The organism is Galbibacter kalidii, from assembly GCF_026241135.1.
Classification (GTDB): domain Bacteria; phylum Bacteroidota; class Bacteroidia; order Flavobacteriales; family Flavobacteriaceae; genus Galbibacter.
This window is the reverse complement of the sequence record NZ_JAPFGA010000012.1, coordinates 26,009-41,977: the sequence shown is the minus strand read 5'-3', so window position 1 is coordinate 41,977 and position 15,969 is coordinate 26,009. Positions and strand designations below refer to the sequence as shown.

Genomic DNA, 15,969 nt, shown 5'->3' with positions numbered 1-15,969 from the left:
GATAACCTTAGCTATGCCAAATCCCTTAATGAGGGGAAAGTCTGCAAATTAAAGTATATATGACGGAATATCCTTGAGAAAAGCATACTTTTCTTGCTGGTAGTCCATTTGACAAAAATAATGATCCAATCCGTTAGTGACCATTAAATATTCTGATTGAAGCGAAAGATTATAACGGGCAATCTGATCGAAAGTGTTTTGGGTGATTTTTACTGAAGGAGCTTTGCACTCCACAACGAGCTTGATTTTTCCATCTGGCTTATACACCAAAATGTCATATCGCTTTTTAAGGGAATTGACAAGCAGCTCTTTTTCAATATTGATAAGGGATTTGGGGAATTTCTTTTCGTCAGTTAAAAATTTTACGACGTGCTGCCTTACCCATTCCTCAGGTTGTAATTGCACAAATTTTTTGCGGACTTCATCAAAAATGTGGATTTTATTTTCCCTATTTTTGAATCGGAATGTGTATTCCGGAAAATTCAACTTTTGCATAATAGCAAATATCAGAAATATAGCAGACTAAATAAAGCGTATTAAAGCACTTATTCTTTATGGATGAAATTAAACAGATAGTAAGCGATATAAAAGCAGGCAATATCAAGCCAATTTATTTTTTAATGGGGGATGAGCCTTATTATATTGATAAAATAGCTGAATATATGGAACAATCGGTGTTGTCTGAGGAAGAAAAGGGTTTTAATCAGATGGTGCTTTATGGTAGGGATGTTTCGATAGACGAAATAGTGTCAAACGCCAAACGTTACCCCATGATGGCAGAACGACAGGTGGTTATTGTAAAAGAAGCACAACACCTTTCACGAACCATAGAGAAACTTGAGGCTTATGCGTTGCAGCCACAGCCTACAACAGTTTTGGTGATCTGCTATAAATACAAAAAAATAGATAAGCGAAAAAAACTCTATAAAGCGATCTCAAAAACAGGATTAATTTATGAGAGTAAGAAATTATATGAAAATCAGGTAGGGGATTGGATACGTCGCGTGTTGGCCGGAAGAAAATACACCATCAGCCCTAAAGCAGCGCAAATGTTGGTTGAATTTTTGGGGACTGACCTTGGGAAAATCAATAATGAACTGGAAAAACTACAACTCATTATTCCGCAGGGACAAGAAATCACGCCTCAACACATCGAGGAGAATATAGGAATCAGCAAGGATTATAACAATTTCGAACTCCGTAAAGCCATAGGGGAGCGCAATGTGGTTAAAGCGACCCGTATAGTGAACTATTTTGCCCAGAATCCGAAGGATAATCCGTTGGTGGTTACGGTTTCGTTGTTATATAATTTCTTTTCACAACTATTGCAATATCACGGACTAAAAGATCATTCTAAAAGTAGTGTGGCATCAGCACTGAAGATCAACCCTTATTTTGTTGGGGAATATCAAACTGCTGCACGAAATTACCCCATGAAACAAAGCAGTAGGATTATTGCACATTTGCGGGATGTCGATGTAAAAAGTAAAGGGGTAGGAGCTGCAAGTATTTCTCAAGCTGACCTTTTAAAAGAATTGCTGACAACCATTTTTGGATAATGTGAGTTGGATTAGTAAACTGAGAATTAGAAAACATCAAATTCCTAACTCTAAACGAATTTTTTTTGTCAATTTCTTTACGACCAGATCATAAGAATCATCAATCCATTGGTAGAGTAGCGAATCTGGAATTGAGTTATCCATCACAACACTATTCCAATGCTTTTTGCTCATATATACGGGTGGTGTAACAGCGGGATATTTTGCTCTCAGTTCATCTACTTTTTCAGGATTGCATTTCACCGTAATACTTGCATAAGTTGAAATGTCTGTTGCTGTAAACATCTTCTCACCAACTTTGAACACTAAAACATTGGGTAAGTTTTTGGGGAAAGGAAATGATTCGGTAACGCCCTTTTTTTGAATACAATAATCCCGGTATTCTTCAATATTCATTTTATTTAATGCTTCGGTTGGTGAATTGATTTTATAATAGTAGTCTATTGTCTTGCAAAATCGTTACGAAAAAACCTCGTTGTGTTGTTCCTCAACCCGGATAAAGGTAGTACGTTTGGTCAATTCTTTTAATCTTCCGGCACCAACATAAGTACAGGTAGAGCGCAGACTTCCCAAAATATCCTGAATCGTATTGATCACATCGCCCCGATATGGAATTTCAACAGCTTTTCCTTCGCTGGCACGGTATTCTGCTATACCACCGGCATGTTTTTTCATGGCCGTTTCAGAACTCATTCCGTAGAAAGACTTAAACTTTTCCCCGTTTTTGGTAATGATCTCGCCACCACTTTCGGTATGTCCGGCGAGCATTCCACCCAGCATAACAAAATCGGCACCACCACCAAAAGCTTTGGCGATATCCCCTGGGGTTTTACACCCACCATCTGAAATGATTTGTCCGCCCAATCCGTGAGCAGCATCAGCACATTCAATAATAGCAGATAGCTGTGGATAACCCACTCCTGTTTTTACACGGGTGGTACACACACTTCCGGGACCAATACCTACTTTGATGATATCTGCCCCGGAAAGAATGAGCTCTTCTACCATTTCTCCGGTAACGACATTTCCAGCCATGATAATCTTATCCGAATAAGTGTCACGGGTTTGTCTTACAAAATCAACAAAATGTTCAGAATAGCCATTGGCGACATCAATACAGATCAGTTTTATCTGGGGATGGCGGTCAATAATTTCCTTTAATTTTTTGGCGTCTTGTTTTCCTGTGCCGGTGCTTACGGCAATGTAATCATAGACATCATCACTTTTATCACTTAAAAAATTGCTCCATTGGTCTATGGTGTAGTGCTTGTGTATGGCAGTTATGATTTGTTGTGAAGAAAGCACATTGGCCGTTTCAAAAGTACCTACCGTATCCATGTTGGCAGCAATGATGGGAATCCCCTTCCAGATATGTGCACTGTGTTTGAGTTTAAATTCCCGTTCCAAAGTCACATCGTTTCGCGATCGTAATGTAGAGCGTTTGGGACGAATCATTACATCTTTAAAACCTAATTTTACTTCATTTTCAATTCTCATAGTCTTGACTATTATTTTTGAAATGAAAAGTACATAATTTTTAGTTTTTTACAGAGGAAATTTAGGAAATAAAAGCAAAATAGAGTGGTTTGAAGAGGCGATTTTAATCGTTTGTAAATCTAAATTTACCTAAGATTCATCAGAGCTGACCAAAAACACTTCGACTGTGCTTTGACAGGCTCAGTATGAACATTGCTCAGTGTGATAATAAACATCTATCTCAGCTCAGGAAATTTCGCCGGATTAGTTTCGTGCATAATACTGTAGACTTTTTCAAAAATATCTTCCGCATTGGGTTTTGAGAAATAGTCGCCGTCACTGGCATAGGCAGGTCTGTGTGCTTTGGAAGTTAGTGTTTGCGGAGCACTGTCTAAATATCGGTAAGCGCCTTGGTTTTCTACGATCTCCTGGATCAAATATGCTGAACATCCTCCGGGAACATCTTCATCAATAACCAATAAACGATTGGTTTTCTTCACGCTTTTTACCGTGTCGTGGTTGATGTCAAACGGGAGTAGTGTTTGTGCATCAATCACTTCAGCATTGATGTCAACTTCCAACAATTCTTTAGCAGCTTGTTCTACGATCCTTAGGGTAGAACCATATGAAACCAATGTGATATCGGTTCCTTCTATTACAGTTTCCACTACACCGATCGGGGTGCGGAATTCACCTATGTTGTCAGGAAGTTGTTCTTTCAACCGATATCCGTTCAGGCTTTCAATAACAAGCGCCGGTTCTTCACTTTGCATCAAGGTGTTGTAGAACCCTGCGGCCTTGGTCATATTTCGAGGGGTAAGGATATACATCCCCCTTAAAAGATGTATGAGTCCACCCATAGGCGACCCGGCATGCCAAATCCCTTCCAAACGATGCCCGCGTGTTCTTACGATCATCGGAGCCTTTTGTTTCCCGACAGTACGATAGAGCAGGGAGGCCAAATCGTCACTCAACACATAAAGTGCATAAAAGATATAATCGAGGTATTGTATTTCTGCAATGGGGCGCAAGCCTCTTAATGCCATCCCGATACCCTGACCAACGATGGAAGCTTCACGTATACCGACATCAGCTACACGTAATTTTCCGTATTTTTTTTGAAGTCCTTCCAGTCCTTGGTTTACATCACCTATATTTCCACTGTCTTCTCCAAAGACCAAAGCATTGGAATTGTTTTCAAACAGTTTGTCAAAATTGTCCCGTAAAACAATGCGTCCGTCTACCAATTTACTGTTCTCACTGTATTCCGGTAGGATTTCTGCAACATTGGTTGCGTTGTTTTTAGTTTCGCTATAGAGATGCGAACTGTACTCCGGTTGTGTATGGGTGTAAAAAGAATTGATCCAAGATTGTAGAGATTCTTTTGCGGGTGATTCCTCATGCGCCACATAGCGAAGTGCTTTTCTTGCGGTGGAAATCACATTGCGTTTTGAAGGATCTTCTATGGAAATAAGATCATTTTTGAGCCTGTTGATAAAACTTTTGTTGCTACTGCTGTTTGCCAAATCGGTCAGGAGCGCAATCACTTGTTTTTTATCCGCTTTGATAGGAGTTATAAACTCCCTCCATGCATCCTTTTTACCGTCCCGGACTTCTTTTTTGATCTGTTTTTCAAGCTGACCCAACTCTTCGTCGGTAGCCAGTTTATTAGCAATGATCCACTCTCTTAGTTTGAGGTTGCAGTCGTGTTCCTTTTCCCATATCAGTCTTTCTTCAGACTTGTACCTCTCGTGCGATCCTGATGTGGAGTGCCCTTGCGGTTGTGTGAGGTCTGTCACGTGAATAAGTACAGGAACATGTTCTTCACGGGCAATTTTCCCTGCTTTATCAAAAGCCTCGATCAATGCAGGATAGTCCCATCCTTTTACCACAATGATCTCAACACCTTCTTCATCTTCATTCCGCTGAAAACCTTTTAATATTTCAGAAATATTTTCTTTGGTCGTTTGATCTTTTGCGTGCACCGAAATACCGTAGTCATCATCCCAAATACTGATCACCATAGGAACTTGCATTACACCTGCTGCATTGAGGGTTTCAAAGAAAATACCTTCACTTGTACTCGCGTTTCCTATAGTTCCCCATGCTACTTCATTTCCGTTTACAGAAAATCCTTCGGCATTTACTTCCTTAACATGGCGATAGATTTTTGAAGCTTGTGCCAAACCTAACAATCTGGGCATTTGCCCTCCGGTGGTAGAAACGTCTGAACTACTGTTTTTTTGTGCGGTGAGGTCTACCCACGAACCATCGGGATTGTTACTTCTCGTTAAAAAATGCCCTCCCATTTGCCTTCCGGCACTCATGGGTTCTTTTTCAATATCGGTATGGGCATAAAGTCCGGCAAAAAAGTTTTTTATACTGAGCTCGCCGATTGCCATCATAAAAGTTTGGTCGCGGTAATACCCACTTCTGAAGTCGCCTTTTTTAAAAGCCTTTGCCATGGCCAGTTGTGGCACTTCCTTTCCGTCGCCAAAAATTCCAAACTTTGCTTTTCCGGTCAAGACCTCCCTTCTTCCTAACAAACTACATTCTCTGCTGGTAACAGCAATTTTGTAGTCGTCTAGGATTTGACTTCTGAAATCATCAAAAGAAATGTCTTGTTGGGTAAAAGGTTTTGTTTGCATATTATTTTTATGAGACGCAAGCAAAAATAGCTAAAAAGAATGGTTTTTGCAATTAAAAGAAACGCCTTTATAATGAGGATTTTATAAATAAGAATGTTAAAATTGAATTTTATTTAACAAAACAAACGATTATCTATTTTTCATTGAATTATTTTCAATAAAATGATAAGGCTGCATAAGACTATTCAACAACTGTTTTTCAGTTAAAAACACTAGAACCATTTCCTTGTAAAGAGTCCGATAAGGGTTTTCGGACTTAAGGTTACGATGAACCTGATTTTTTCATCGTATTGAGGTTGCGCGACCTCCCAACCATTGTTGGAATAAACAGGGAAGTAGAGTTCGAAGTAATCGGTTACCAAATTGAGTCGGATACCGGAATCGTATACAAAACGGGGATCTCTACCTTTATTTCTGATCATTCCCATGTCGCCATACACTTCTATCCATCGCCAAAGATTGATACTTGCGTTGGAAGTCACGATCCAATCATTGGCGAAGGGGTGGGGTAATTTAGATTTAAAACCACCTTCAGCAATGATAAGCTGCTGACTGAAGAGTCCGGTATCTTCTGAACGACCCAAATAATCATAATCAAACAAATAATCTGTTGGTCGGTCTAGCGCAAAGCTGAAATAATCTGAGTTGGTTTCGTTATAGATGAATTTACCTGCAAAAAAACGTAAATTCAGCTGACGGTTGCTTTGAAAAAGCTTTCGGTATTCCCAATTAACTGCTACTTTGGCAAAATCCCTTGCCACTTGAACGTCTGCAAACCAGGATTTGTAGTCAATAATTCCGTTGTTGCCATAGGCGTAGCGTACGTTAAAAACACTATAGTCCGGATCTGTGTCGATAGTTGGTGAAAAATCACGGATTACGTTGACAAAACGCATGTTTAAAACCTCTCGCTCGTTGGAACGAAGGTTGTTGTTATCCCTAAACAGAAAACTAAGGGAAGGAGTGATGGTGCTGTATCGCAATCCGTCGGCATAGTGGTAGGACGATCCGGCCATATATGCGTCAATCCTGTACATATTACCACGTTCCATATATTTACGGTAGCGGAAGGATCCTGAACCTACCAGAGCTTTTTCTCCAAAAGCATAGGAGGGCTGCAAGTCGTAGATAAACGGACGATTCAAAAATGTCTTATTGTAGAGACGTATCCCCGGTGTGATACCGTCGTAGATATTAAATCTGAATACAGGGACATAGAAAATCTGGTTGTAATAAGGGTCTTCGATGTCCTTGAAAAACTGAAATTTTAATTTTCTGTTGGTTGAGAAAAACCCGTTGACCGATTTCCAGTTGTCCCGTTCGTTAAATTCCGGGATAACCCTGTCATAATTAAGTACCAGACGTTTTACATCTTTTCGGGGAACGGTCACCTCTTTTGTTTTTGAAATGTCTGTATACCAGTTTTTGAACAGAATTGAGTCGTTTTTATCAATCCCAAACATGGTAATGGGGGCAGTGGTGCCTCTTTTGTTTTGTAGCGTGACGATAAGGGAATCGTCTGTTTTTTTATGTTTTTGGATTTTATAATCGATCTTTTTATTGGAGTCCACATAGGTTGAAAAAAACCAATCAATGTCTTTGGGGGCATCTTTTTTTAGGATAGATTCAAAATTCTCGGCTTTACTCTTTTTTGTTTTTAGGGAGTTGTAGTATTCCTTTATTTTACGGTCGATATAGTTGTTGTCCAAATAATCGTTGAGATAGGCCAAACCAATACCCGATTTAGACTTATTGGCTATTCTTTCGTTGAATTTTATAAGGGAATCCCGGGGAGTGGTCAAAGATTGATCTGAATATCTTCGGGCCATCATCATGTATAAATACGGGTATTTGTCATTAAAATCCATCTGGGCTAGATGAAAAGTACGAACACCCCATATTTTGGAGAGTTTCCCTAATACTTTCATGTCCTGATAAAAAGTATCGGTATATTTCATCATCAAATAGGACTGGATACCGTCCTTTACCCAATATTCACTTCTGTTGTCCATAAAAAGACTATTGTCCAAATAGGTACCCAGAGCTGTTTTCAAGAGTTTTAGTTCGTATTGGAACTCTTCAGGAAACGGACGTAAAAAAGAGGGAAGCTGGTTGAATCCATAGAGCGGATTTCTTTTATAATCATCTTCAGTAACAAGAATCTTATTGTGTGGATACCTTCCTAAGTTGTTTTTGATAAAATTGACAACACGTCTAACGGAAGCAATTTTAGTAGAATCATTCAGATCTTTACTTTCAATATTGGTAATGAATCCTAATCCGTCATTTTTGTAAATAAAAAAAGCATCTTTATTTTTCACAAAATAGAGTCTGACATCACTTCTGTTTTCCCCGTATAAAATGGTTTTTGTATGTAGTGCCTCTGTGTTGTTTTTTACAATATCCAGATCGGAAATCAATGTATAAATCCCCGGATAGGTCAATTTGATTTCAATATCGTTGATAAGACTATTCAGGTCGTTCAGGTTTTTATTGCTGTACATACGCCAGCCATTTCCATCGTATATGGCCGGACTAATGTGCCAATACCTGAGGTGATAATTATTTTCATTCGTAAATCCATAACCGGTAAACTGTGCACTGGGTAATTTTACCTTGTAAGAAAGCTTGAGCGAATAATATTTGTCCGGATAGATGGGGAATTTCAGTTGTACCCTAATAATGTCACTTTTTTCGGTGCGTTTCCAGTCTAAAAAATCGAAATTCTTATCGGTTAAGGATAAAATTTCGGTATGGCCACGGTCTTCTCTTTTTGCAAGGTGTAGGCTTTTGTTAAACTCTTCTCCAAAACGAGTAGCCAATGCGGTGTTTTTACTGGAATATGCATGGTTCCAGTCGTATAAATACAAAGCGTTTAAGGTGTCGTTTGTGGTATTGTGGAAAATGATCTCTTGCTGGATATGAAGTTGACGCGTGTTTGGGAGCAAAGTAGCATCGATCTTCTGGCTACTTTGTGAAAAGGATTTTAGTCCACAAAAAACGATTGTGAGTAATAAATATGTGCTGAATGGTTTCAACATTAACTTTTATAATAAATGAATAATATTTTATATGGTTGGTTAAAGTTGAACCTGATTGTCATTCTTTTTCATATTGGGATGCACAATATTATGTAAAAAAATTAAGAATTCTATGGCTTAAGAAAAAATATGCCTTTAAATTAGCAATAACAACGTAAATGAGGAAATTATGAATATTTCAGCAGTAAAACATACAGAATACCATGATTTTTATAGGGGCTATATTGAGGTTTTAGGAGAAGTAGAACTTTTGGATGAAATGATCCGTCGTAAAAAAGCCATGCTCACTTTATTGGAGGGTGTAAATAAATTTCAATTTGGTTTTTCTTATGCTGAAGGAAAGTGGTCGATCAAGGAATTGTTATTGCATATGATCGATGCGGAAAGAGTCTTTCAGTATAGGGCATTGTGTATTGCCAGAGGAGATAAAACCAACTTTCCCGGATTTGAACAGGATCATTATGTGCAGCATTCAAAGGCAGGTGAGCGCTCCAAAAAGAGTTTGATAGATGAGTTTTCAATAGTGAGGGACAGTTCTGTGGCTTTGTTTACTTCTTTTCCAGCAGAAGTTGTACAAGAAACAGGGGTGGTGAGCGGACATCCTATGTCTGTTCGCGCCATTGGTTTTATCATTAGTGGTCACCAAAAACATCATGAAAAAGTGATTAAGGAAAAATACCTGAAGGTGTAGGTGGATTTGTACCAAGGATGTAAACCATCTAATTGATCTAATCATCATCCCTTTCATCTTCAGGGATCTCGATATTTTCAGTTTCCAATGATGCTTCACTATTAAAATCGTCGTCGTCATCATCAAATTTTTCCATGGTATTGGCAAGACGGGTGCTTACCTTAACGAGGTATACTGTATCTTCTGTGCGGACTTCAACAGCTTCAACAGTCTCGTTGTTGGCATTTTTAAATTTTATGATATCGTCGTCGTCATATCCGTCCGGATATCTTTCTACGAGCATCGACAAGATATCGTTAGTTAACTTTTTGTAATCTACAATGACACGTTTCATACGTTTTAAATTTTGTAATCACTTAATAACAAATCAATTAAAAAATTGAGAGCGTATGCAACCCTGCTTGCCGCAAGCAGGCGCTCGCTGCCCTCGCTCTCTTAAACATTCCCTTTTGTGAATTTATTTTTAAAATTTATTAATGTTCGTTTCATCTGGCTAATAATTAATACTGGTTAAGTATGTTGTAAATGTAAATGAAAAATATTTTTCCAAACAACATTTTTTTAACAAATTACATGTCTAAAATATACCCGAAAATGAGGGGTGCAACGATGGTAGCGTCAGACTCTACAATGAATTTGGGCGTATTGATGTCCAATTTCCCCCATGTTATCTTTTCGTTAGGAACTGCTCCGGAATAAGAACCATAACTGGTTGTCGAGTCGGAAATTTGACAAAAATAACTCCAAAACGGGGTGTTTTCCATTTCCATATCCTGATACAACATCGGTACAACACATATGGGAAAATCTCCAGCAATACCTCCACCAATTTGGAAGAAACCTACACCATTATCGGAATTTTCAGTATACCAATCTGCCAAATAGGTCATGTATTCAATACCACTTTTCACAGTAGATGCTTTGAGTTCGCCTTTCATCACATACGAAGCAAAGATATTGCCCATGGTGCTGTCTTCCCAACCGGGAACAACGATGGGCAGGTTCTTTTCTGCTGCGGCATACATCCATGAATCTTTCAGATCAATCTCGTAATATTCTTCCAAAACACCCGATAAGAGCATTTTATACATAAATTCATGTGGAAAATAGCGTTCCCCTTTGTCCTCGGCATCTTTCCATATTTTAAAAACATGTTTCTGAAGTCTTCGGAAAGCTTCTTCCTCCGGGATACAGGTGTCGGTAACCCTGTTTAACCCTTTTTCCAATAGTTCCCATTCTTCTTTTGGGGTAAGATCCCGATAATTGGGTACTCGTTTGTAGTGGGAGTGTGCCACCAGGTTCATAATATCCTCTTCCAGATTGGCGCCGGTACAGGAGATGATTTGTACCTTATCCCTGCGAATCATTTCAGCAAAGATCTTACCCAATTCACCCGTGCTCATGGCTCCGGCAAGGGTAACCATCATTTTTGCTCCTTTGTCGAGCTGCTCTTCATAGGCCTTGGCAGCATCCACCAAAGCGGCTGCATTGAAATGCAAATAATATTTTTCTATAAAGTTGGAGATAGCTCCTTTATGCTTCGTCATCGTCGTTTAGATTTTTAGTGTTTGTGTATTTAAATTTATAGGCTAACATTTTATAATACAACTTTGCGGCTAAAAAGTCTGAAGATTTGTCCTGTGGATTAGGGCACAGTTCTACAATATCAAAGCCCACTACATTTTTCTTTTTGAAAACTTCTTTCAAGTAATCCAATGTTTCATACCACAGAAGTCCGCCCGGTTCGGGAGTTCCCGTTGAAGGAAGGATAGAGGGGTCAAAAGCATCCAAATCGATGGTGATAAACACATTTTCAGTCATTTGACTGATGGAATCGTCTATCCAGTCGTCTTCCTGAACAATATTATGGGCAAAATAGGTTTGCTCTTCGAGCATATTATCAACTTCACTAATATCCATACTTCGAATACCAACTTGTATCAGTTTTGTGTTCTGACTGGCTTCATAAACAGCACAAGCGTGATTACATTTGCTTCCTTCATATTCTTCCCTAAGATCGGCATGAGCGTCTATTTGCAATACCGTCAGGTCATCGAAGGATTCATTAAAAGCACGTATAGAACCGATGGAAATAGAATGCTCCCCTCCAAAAAGAGTAACAAACTTATTCTGTTTAATATAATTTTTGGCAGTTTTATGCACTGTATCCACCATTTTTTCGGGCGAACTGTTCTCTGTAACCGGTGGAGCGAGGTAAATTCCTTTTTTATAAGGCTCGCTTTGGGTTTCGATGTCGTATAATTCCATATTTTCCGAAGCGTGCAAAAAAGCTTCGGGCCCTTTGTCGGCTCCTTTTTGCCATGTGCTTGTCCCATCATATGGCACAGGGATCAATACCACTTTGGCATCGTCCAGGCGTGCATATTTTTCAGGGATTCCGGCGTAATTCTTCTTATTCATGTGTTTGTTTTTATTATTTTTAACGGTCACATGTAACCTTTGATGACTAAAACAATCATTGCTTTGTGTGTTTAATAATTGTTTTAGTCATGCCGGTTTCATCGTAGCCTAATATTTTTAAAAAGTCGTTTGCTGTTTGTTGTTCTGAAAATAATTTTGTCGTTATGTTTCCTTCTTCATCCTTATCAATCAGGATGTGTTTTGGAGAGGGGATCAAGCAGTGTTGAAGTCCGCCAAAACCACCAACAGTTTCTTGATAAGCCCCGGTGTTGAAAAAACCGATGTACAGCGGTTTCGATTTGCTGTACTTTGGCAGATAAATGGCGTTCAGGTTCTGTTCAGAATTGTAATAATCATCGCTATCGCAGGTCAATCCACCCAATAAAACACGTTCATACTCATCGTTCCAACGGTTTATGGCCAGCATGATAAATCGCTTGCTGATGGCCCAACTGTCGGGTAGGGTGGTGATGAAAGACGAATTGATCATATTCCATTTTTCCCGGTCGTTCTGTTGTTTCTGATAAAGGATTTCGTATATGGCTCCGCCACTTTCCCCCACAGTAAAACTTCCAAATTCGGTAAAGATGTTCGGCACCGGAACACCGGCTTCATCACATGCGGTTTTAACCTGATTGATGATCTCATCTACGATATATTCGTAGTCATATTCAAAAGCCAAGGAGTTTTTAATAGGGAATCCGCCACCGATATTCAAGGAATCCAAAGTCGGACATACTTTTCGTAGTTGTGTATAAACCTTCAAGCATTTTAAAAGTTCGTTCCAATAATAGGCCGTATCGCGAATCCCGGTATTGATGAAAAAATGTAACATCTTGAGGTTTACCTTTTCGTCGTCTTTTATTTCCTTGTTGTAAAAAGGAACGATATTCTTATAACCAATACCCAATCTGCTGGTATAAAACTCAAACTTTGGCTCTTCTTCAGAAGCAATTCTAATCCCAATATCGTATGGATCGTGAATGGCTTCATTCAACAAGTTTACTTCTTCATAATTATCGATAATGGGAATGCATTTTTTGTGCGAACTGTTGATCAGGTCGGCTATGTTTTCAATATATTGATCTCTTTTAAAACCGTTGCACAACACATAATTATCTTTTGATAGCTTTCCTTTAGCAACCAGGTTTTTCACAATATCAATGTCAAAAGCTGATGAAGTTTCGATGTGGATGTCGTTTTTGAGGGCTTCGCTGAGCACATGACTGAAATGCGAGCTTTTGGTACAATAGCAATAGTGATAACTGCCCTTATAGTCATGTTTTTCAATAGCCTTTTTAAACCAATATTCAGCTCTTTTTATGTTGTTTGAAATTTGAGGCAAGTAGGTGAACTTCAAAGGCGCACCATACTCTTCAATCAATTTCATCAAATCTATATTGTGAAATCTTAATTGATTGTCGTCTAAAGTAAATTCTTCCTGCGGAAAGTAATACGTTTGATCTATAAGATCTAAGTACTTCGTCTTCATAGTCGCTTTTTTATGTAATAGTTTAAACTTTTTTAACCGATTGATTCTTAGTTACAAAGTAAAATTACTATCAAATGCGTAGATAGGCAGGGAGAGTAGCTGTATATACAGTATTTTTTATAACGATATGTTTGGCGGAAGTAAAATCTATGAACCGAGACCTCGTTTTACGAGATACATGTAAATATGACTTCCTGATATTTACACACACGGAGATTAAAAAACATCTCATTAAAGTTCGATAAAACCGGACACAAAAATCTTTATTTTTTTCTAAGAAACAACAAAAAAAATTATTTTTTGTAATATTCTAAAGCACTGATTATTAAATCATTGTTAACTGTCACATCCAAAACAGGTTTTGAGATGCTTTTTAAAAGTACAAAATTTATATTTCCGTGTGCATTTTTTTTATCAAAACGCATCAGTTTTATAATCTCGGGGATATCGTTTTCTTCGATATCGACTTTTTCAAAATAATTTAAGAAGGTATGCTTAATCTCCTCTAGTTTGTTTTCGGGGAAGTCCGTAAGCTGTGTAGACAAATAGGTTTCCATAATCATCCCGATGGCGATAGCTTCACCGTGTAGCAATGTCTTTTTATTCGGATTTTCAAGAAAAAAAGATTCAATGGCATGCCCCAGGGTATGTCCGAAATTTAAAATTTTACGCAGCCCGACTTCCCTTGGGTCTTCAGTAACCACTTCATTTTTTATGACAACAGAGCGGTGGATCAAAGCATCGAGGTCGTCCAGCGATAAATCATCCAATTGGCGAAGTTGATTCCAATATTTTTCATCATAAATGAGTCCGTGTTTCAACATTTCTGCCAATCCACTTCGCAGTTGACTTTTCGGAAGTGTGCCCAGATATTCGATATCGATAAGCACCATTACCGGATTGATGATAACCCCAACCTGGTTTTTCAATGGCCCTAGGTCAACCCCTGTTTTTCCACCAACAGAAGCATCAACCATGGCAAGCAGGGTAGTGGGGATGTTTAAGAAATCGATGCCCCTCATGTAGGTGGCACCTACAAAGCCTCCAAGGTCGGTTACCACACCACCACCGAGATTGATAAGTAGCGATTTTCGATCCCCACCAAGATCAGAAATGATTTTCCACACTTCGCTACAGGTTTCGATCTGCTTGTGTTGTTCCCCGGCTTCTATCTCAATAACCTCCATATCATAAGCCTTGTTCAGTTTTCCAAGAAAGGTGGGAAGACATTTGGCGTGGGTTTTTTCATCGACCAACACAAAGATTTTGGAGTAGTTTTTCTCGGTCAACCAATGATTTAATTCAGTATAGGCTTTGTCGTTAAAATGGATGTCGCAACCGTTGCTGGATATGGAATTGAGCATGGTAATTTGATATAAATTTAATTTAAAAACAAAATAACGGGTTTTTCGTGTAAATATGTAGATTTTCTAATATTATATTTGCAAAAATATATAGCGATTTTTATGTGAATGAAAAATTTTTTTGATAATACAGAGATTGCTTTTAGGATGAAAAGTGACTCTGAGCTCGAAAGAGCTTTCTTTTTGTTTAAAATGATTGCTCATCAGCCACTGGTGCGAATAGGGACGGCAGTTACCAATTTTGCTATCAGGGCACATTTACCTGTTGAAGGGTTGATCAGGGCGACTGTTTTTGATCATTTTTGTGGCGGGGTGAATGAACTCGACTGTATGAAAACGGTTGATGCCATTCATAAAGCCGGGGTTTGTTCGGTCTTGGATTATTCCGTAGAGGGTAACGAAACCGAAGAAGAATTTGATTCGGTTGTAGCCCGAACGCTTAAATTGCTTGATTTTGTCAAGGAAAAAGAGGCGATTCCTTTTGCTGTATTCAAACCTACAGCTATGGGACGATTTGATTTGTATGTAAAAGTTGGGGAAGGAAAAAAACTCACCGCTGAAGAACAAGAGGAGTGGGATCGTGTTAAACTGAGGTTTGACACCGTTTCAAAAAGAGCACACGACCTGAATGTCGCTTTGCTTATTGATGCTGAAGAAAGTTGGATGCAGGATGCGGCGGATAGTATCATTGAAGAGATGATGCGAAAATACAACAAGGAAAAAGCGATTGTCTTTAATACTTTACAATTATACCGTTGGGATCGTTTTGATTATTTGAAGGGATTGCACGACCGAGCCAAAAAAGACGGTTTTATTGTAGGGATGAAGTTGGTTCGTGGGGCTTATATGGAAAAAGAAAATGAAAGGGCAGAAGAATTGGGTTATGAAACGCCTATCTGTGCTTCAAAAAAAGATACAGACGACAATTACAATAAAACGGTTCGCTACATGATGGATCACCTGGATGATTTGAGCTTGTTTTTAGGAACCCATAATGAAGAAAGTACTTTGTTGGTTTTGTCTTTGATGGAAGAAAAAGGGATTTCGATCAACGATCCAAGGATTTGGTTCGGACAATTATACGGAATGAGCGATCATATCAGTTATAACCTTGCCGCTCGGGAATACAACGTGGCGAAATACCTGCCTTTTGGTCCGGTAAGGGATGTGATGCCTTATTTGATCCGTAGGGCAGAGGAGAATACTTCAGTAGCGGGACAAACCACGCGTGAGTTAAGTCTTTTATCTGCTGAACGCAAACGAAGAAAGCTGTAAAA

13 protein-coding genes are annotated in these 15,969 nt (G+C 38.8%); 3 read left to right on the top strand and 10 right to left on the bottom strand.

Annotated features, from left to right (window positions below; all coding sequences use genetic code 11):
• Positions 1-48 precede the first annotated feature (48 nt).
• Positions 49-495 (bottom strand): type I restriction enzyme HsdR N-terminal domain-containing protein, encoded by a 447-nt coding sequence (locus OOZ15_RS12730; RefSeq protein WP_265956801.1) that lies wholly within the window; start codon positions 493-495, stop codon positions 49-51.
• A 59-nt stretch (positions 496-554) separates the two neighbouring features.
• Here OOZ15_RS12730 and holA point away from each other — a divergent pair, with 59 nt between their 5' ends.
• Positions 555-1,559 carry a DNA polymerase III subunit delta gene (gene holA, locus OOZ15_RS12725; protein ID WP_265956800.1) on the top strand — a complete coding sequence of 335 codons (1,005 nt, stop codon included), beginning with the start codon at positions 555-557 and terminating at the stop codon, positions 1,557-1,559.
• A 36-nt stretch (positions 1,560-1,595) separates the two neighbouring features.
• Here holA and OOZ15_RS12720 read toward each other — a convergent pair whose 3' ends face one another.
• The 4 genes from OOZ15_RS12720 to OOZ15_RS12705 form a co-directional block, all read right to left on the bottom strand.
• The gene (locus tag OOZ15_RS12720; RefSeq protein ID WP_265956799.1) at positions 1,596-1,955 is read right to left on the bottom strand and encodes an MmcQ/YjbR family DNA-binding protein; all 360 of its coding nucleotides are present in this window, start codon (positions 1,953-1,955) and stop codon (positions 1,596-1,598) included.
• Positions 1,956-2,018: 63 nt separating this feature from the next.
• Positions 2,019-3,056: a GMP reductase gene (locus OOZ15_RS12715; RefSeq protein WP_265956798.1), complete on the bottom strand. Its 1,038-nt coding sequence runs from the start codon at positions 3,054-3,056 to the stop codon at positions 2,019-2,021.
• Positions 3,057-3,271: 215 nt separating this feature from the next.
• Entirely contained in the window at positions 3,272-5,683 is a 2,412-nt protein-coding gene (locus OOZ15_RS12710) for an alpha-ketoacid dehydrogenase subunit alpha/beta (RefSeq protein WP_265956797.1), read from the bottom strand.
• Positions 5,684-5,895: 212 nt separating this feature from the next.
• On the bottom strand, positions 5,896-8,724 hold the full coding sequence (locus tag OOZ15_RS12705) for a gluzincin family metallopeptidase (protein ID WP_265956796.1): 2,829 nt from the start codon (positions 8,722-8,724) through the stop codon (positions 5,896-5,898).
• Positions 8,725-8,893: 169 nt separating this feature from the next.
• Here OOZ15_RS12705 and OOZ15_RS12700 point away from each other — a divergent pair, with 169 nt between their 5' ends.
• Positions 8,894-9,415 carry a DinB family protein gene (locus OOZ15_RS12700; protein ID WP_265956795.1) on the top strand — a complete coding sequence of 174 codons (522 nt, stop codon included), beginning with the start codon at positions 8,894-8,896 and terminating at the stop codon, positions 9,413-9,415.
• Between the two features lie 37 nt (positions 9,416-9,452).
• Here OOZ15_RS12700 and OOZ15_RS12695 read toward each other — a convergent pair whose 3' ends face one another.
• From OOZ15_RS12695 to aroB, 5 genes are all read right to left on the bottom strand, one after another.
• A complete protein-coding gene (locus OOZ15_RS12695; RefSeq protein ID WP_265956794.1) occupies positions 9,453-9,749 on the bottom strand; it encodes a hypothetical protein in 297 nt (98 codons plus the stop codon).
• A 235-nt stretch (positions 9,750-9,984) separates the two neighbouring features.
• The gene (locus OOZ15_RS12690; protein WP_265956793.1) at positions 9,985-10,962 is read right to left on the bottom strand and encodes a deoxyhypusine synthase family protein; all 978 of its coding nucleotides are present in this window, start codon (positions 10,960-10,962) and stop codon (positions 9,985-9,987) included.
• The gene (gene speB / locus OOZ15_RS12685) at positions 10,949-11,836 is read right to left on the bottom strand and encodes an agmatinase (protein WP_265956792.1); all 888 of its coding nucleotides are present in this window, start codon (positions 11,834-11,836) and stop codon (positions 10,949-10,951) included. The genes OOZ15_RS12690 and speB overlap by 14 nt, the downstream gene beginning before the upstream one ends.
• Positions 11,837-11,891: 55 nt before the next feature.
• The gene (locus OOZ15_RS12680; RefSeq protein ID WP_265956791.1) at positions 11,892-13,328 is read right to left on the bottom strand and encodes a type III PLP-dependent enzyme domain-containing protein; all 1,437 of its coding nucleotides are present in this window, start codon (positions 13,326-13,328) and stop codon (positions 11,892-11,894) included.
• A 293-nt stretch (positions 13,329-13,621) separates the two neighbouring features.
• Positions 13,622-14,692 (bottom strand): 3-dehydroquinate synthase, encoded by a 1,071-nt coding sequence (aroB, locus tag OOZ15_RS12675; RefSeq protein WP_265956790.1) that lies wholly within the window; start codon positions 14,690-14,692, stop codon positions 13,622-13,624.
• Between the two features lie 108 nt (positions 14,693-14,800).
• On the opposite strand from aroB, the gene OOZ15_RS12670 reads away from it, so the two are divergent.
• A complete protein-coding gene (locus OOZ15_RS12670; protein WP_265956789.1) occupies positions 14,801-15,967 on the top strand; it encodes a proline dehydrogenase family protein in 1,167 nt (388 codons plus the stop codon).
• Positions 15,968-15,969 lie beyond the last annotated feature (2 nt).

Excerpts from the sequence above, each read along its gene's own strand:
- aroB (WP_265956790.1), bottom strand. The coding sequence starts at position 14,692 with ATGCTCAATTCCATATCCAGCAACGGTTGCGACATCCATTTTAACGAC.
- OOZ15_RS12680 (WP_265956791.1), bottom strand. The coding sequence starts at position 13,328 with ATGAAGACGAAGTACTTAGATCTTATAGATCAAACGTATTACTTTCCG.
- speB (WP_265956792.1), bottom strand. The coding sequence starts at position 11,836 with ATGAATAAGAAGAATTACGCCGGAATCCCTGAAAAATATGCACGCCTG.
- OOZ15_RS12695 (WP_265956794.1), bottom strand. The coding sequence starts at position 9,749 with ATGAAACGTGTCATTGTAGATTACAAAAAGTTAACTAACGATATCTTG.
- OOZ15_RS12730 (WP_265956801.1), bottom strand. The coding sequence starts at position 495 with ATGCAAAAGTTGAATTTTCCGGAATACACATTCCGATTCAAAAATAGG.
- OOZ15_RS12720 (WP_265956799.1), bottom strand. The coding sequence starts at position 1,955 with ATGAATATTGAAGAATACCGGGATTATTGTATTCAAAAAAAGGGCGTT.
- OOZ15_RS12710 (WP_265956797.1), bottom strand. The coding sequence starts at position 5,683 with ATGCAAACAAAACCTTTTACCCAACAAGACATTTCTTTTGATGATTTC.
- OOZ15_RS12715 (WP_265956798.1), bottom strand. The coding sequence starts at position 3,056 with ATGAGAATTGAAAATGAAGTAAAATTAGGTTTTAAAGATGTAATGATT.
- OOZ15_RS12670 (WP_265956789.1), top strand. The coding sequence starts at position 14,801 with ATGAAAAATTTTTTTGATAATACAGAGATTGCTTTTAGGATGAAAAGT.
- holA (WP_265956800.1), top strand. The coding sequence starts at position 555 with ATGGATGAAATTAAACAGATAGTAAGCGATATAAAAGCAGGCAATATC.
- OOZ15_RS12700 (WP_265956795.1), top strand. The coding sequence starts at position 8,894 with ATGAATATTTCAGCAGTAAAACATACAGAATACCATGATTTTTATAGG.
- OOZ15_RS12690 (WP_265956793.1), bottom strand. The coding sequence starts at position 10,962 with ATGACGAAGCATAAAGGAGCTATCTCCAACTTTATAGAAAAATATTAT.
- OOZ15_RS12705 (WP_265956796.1), bottom strand. The coding sequence starts at position 8,724 with ATGTTGAAACCATTCAGCACATATTTATTACTCACAATCGTTTTTTGT.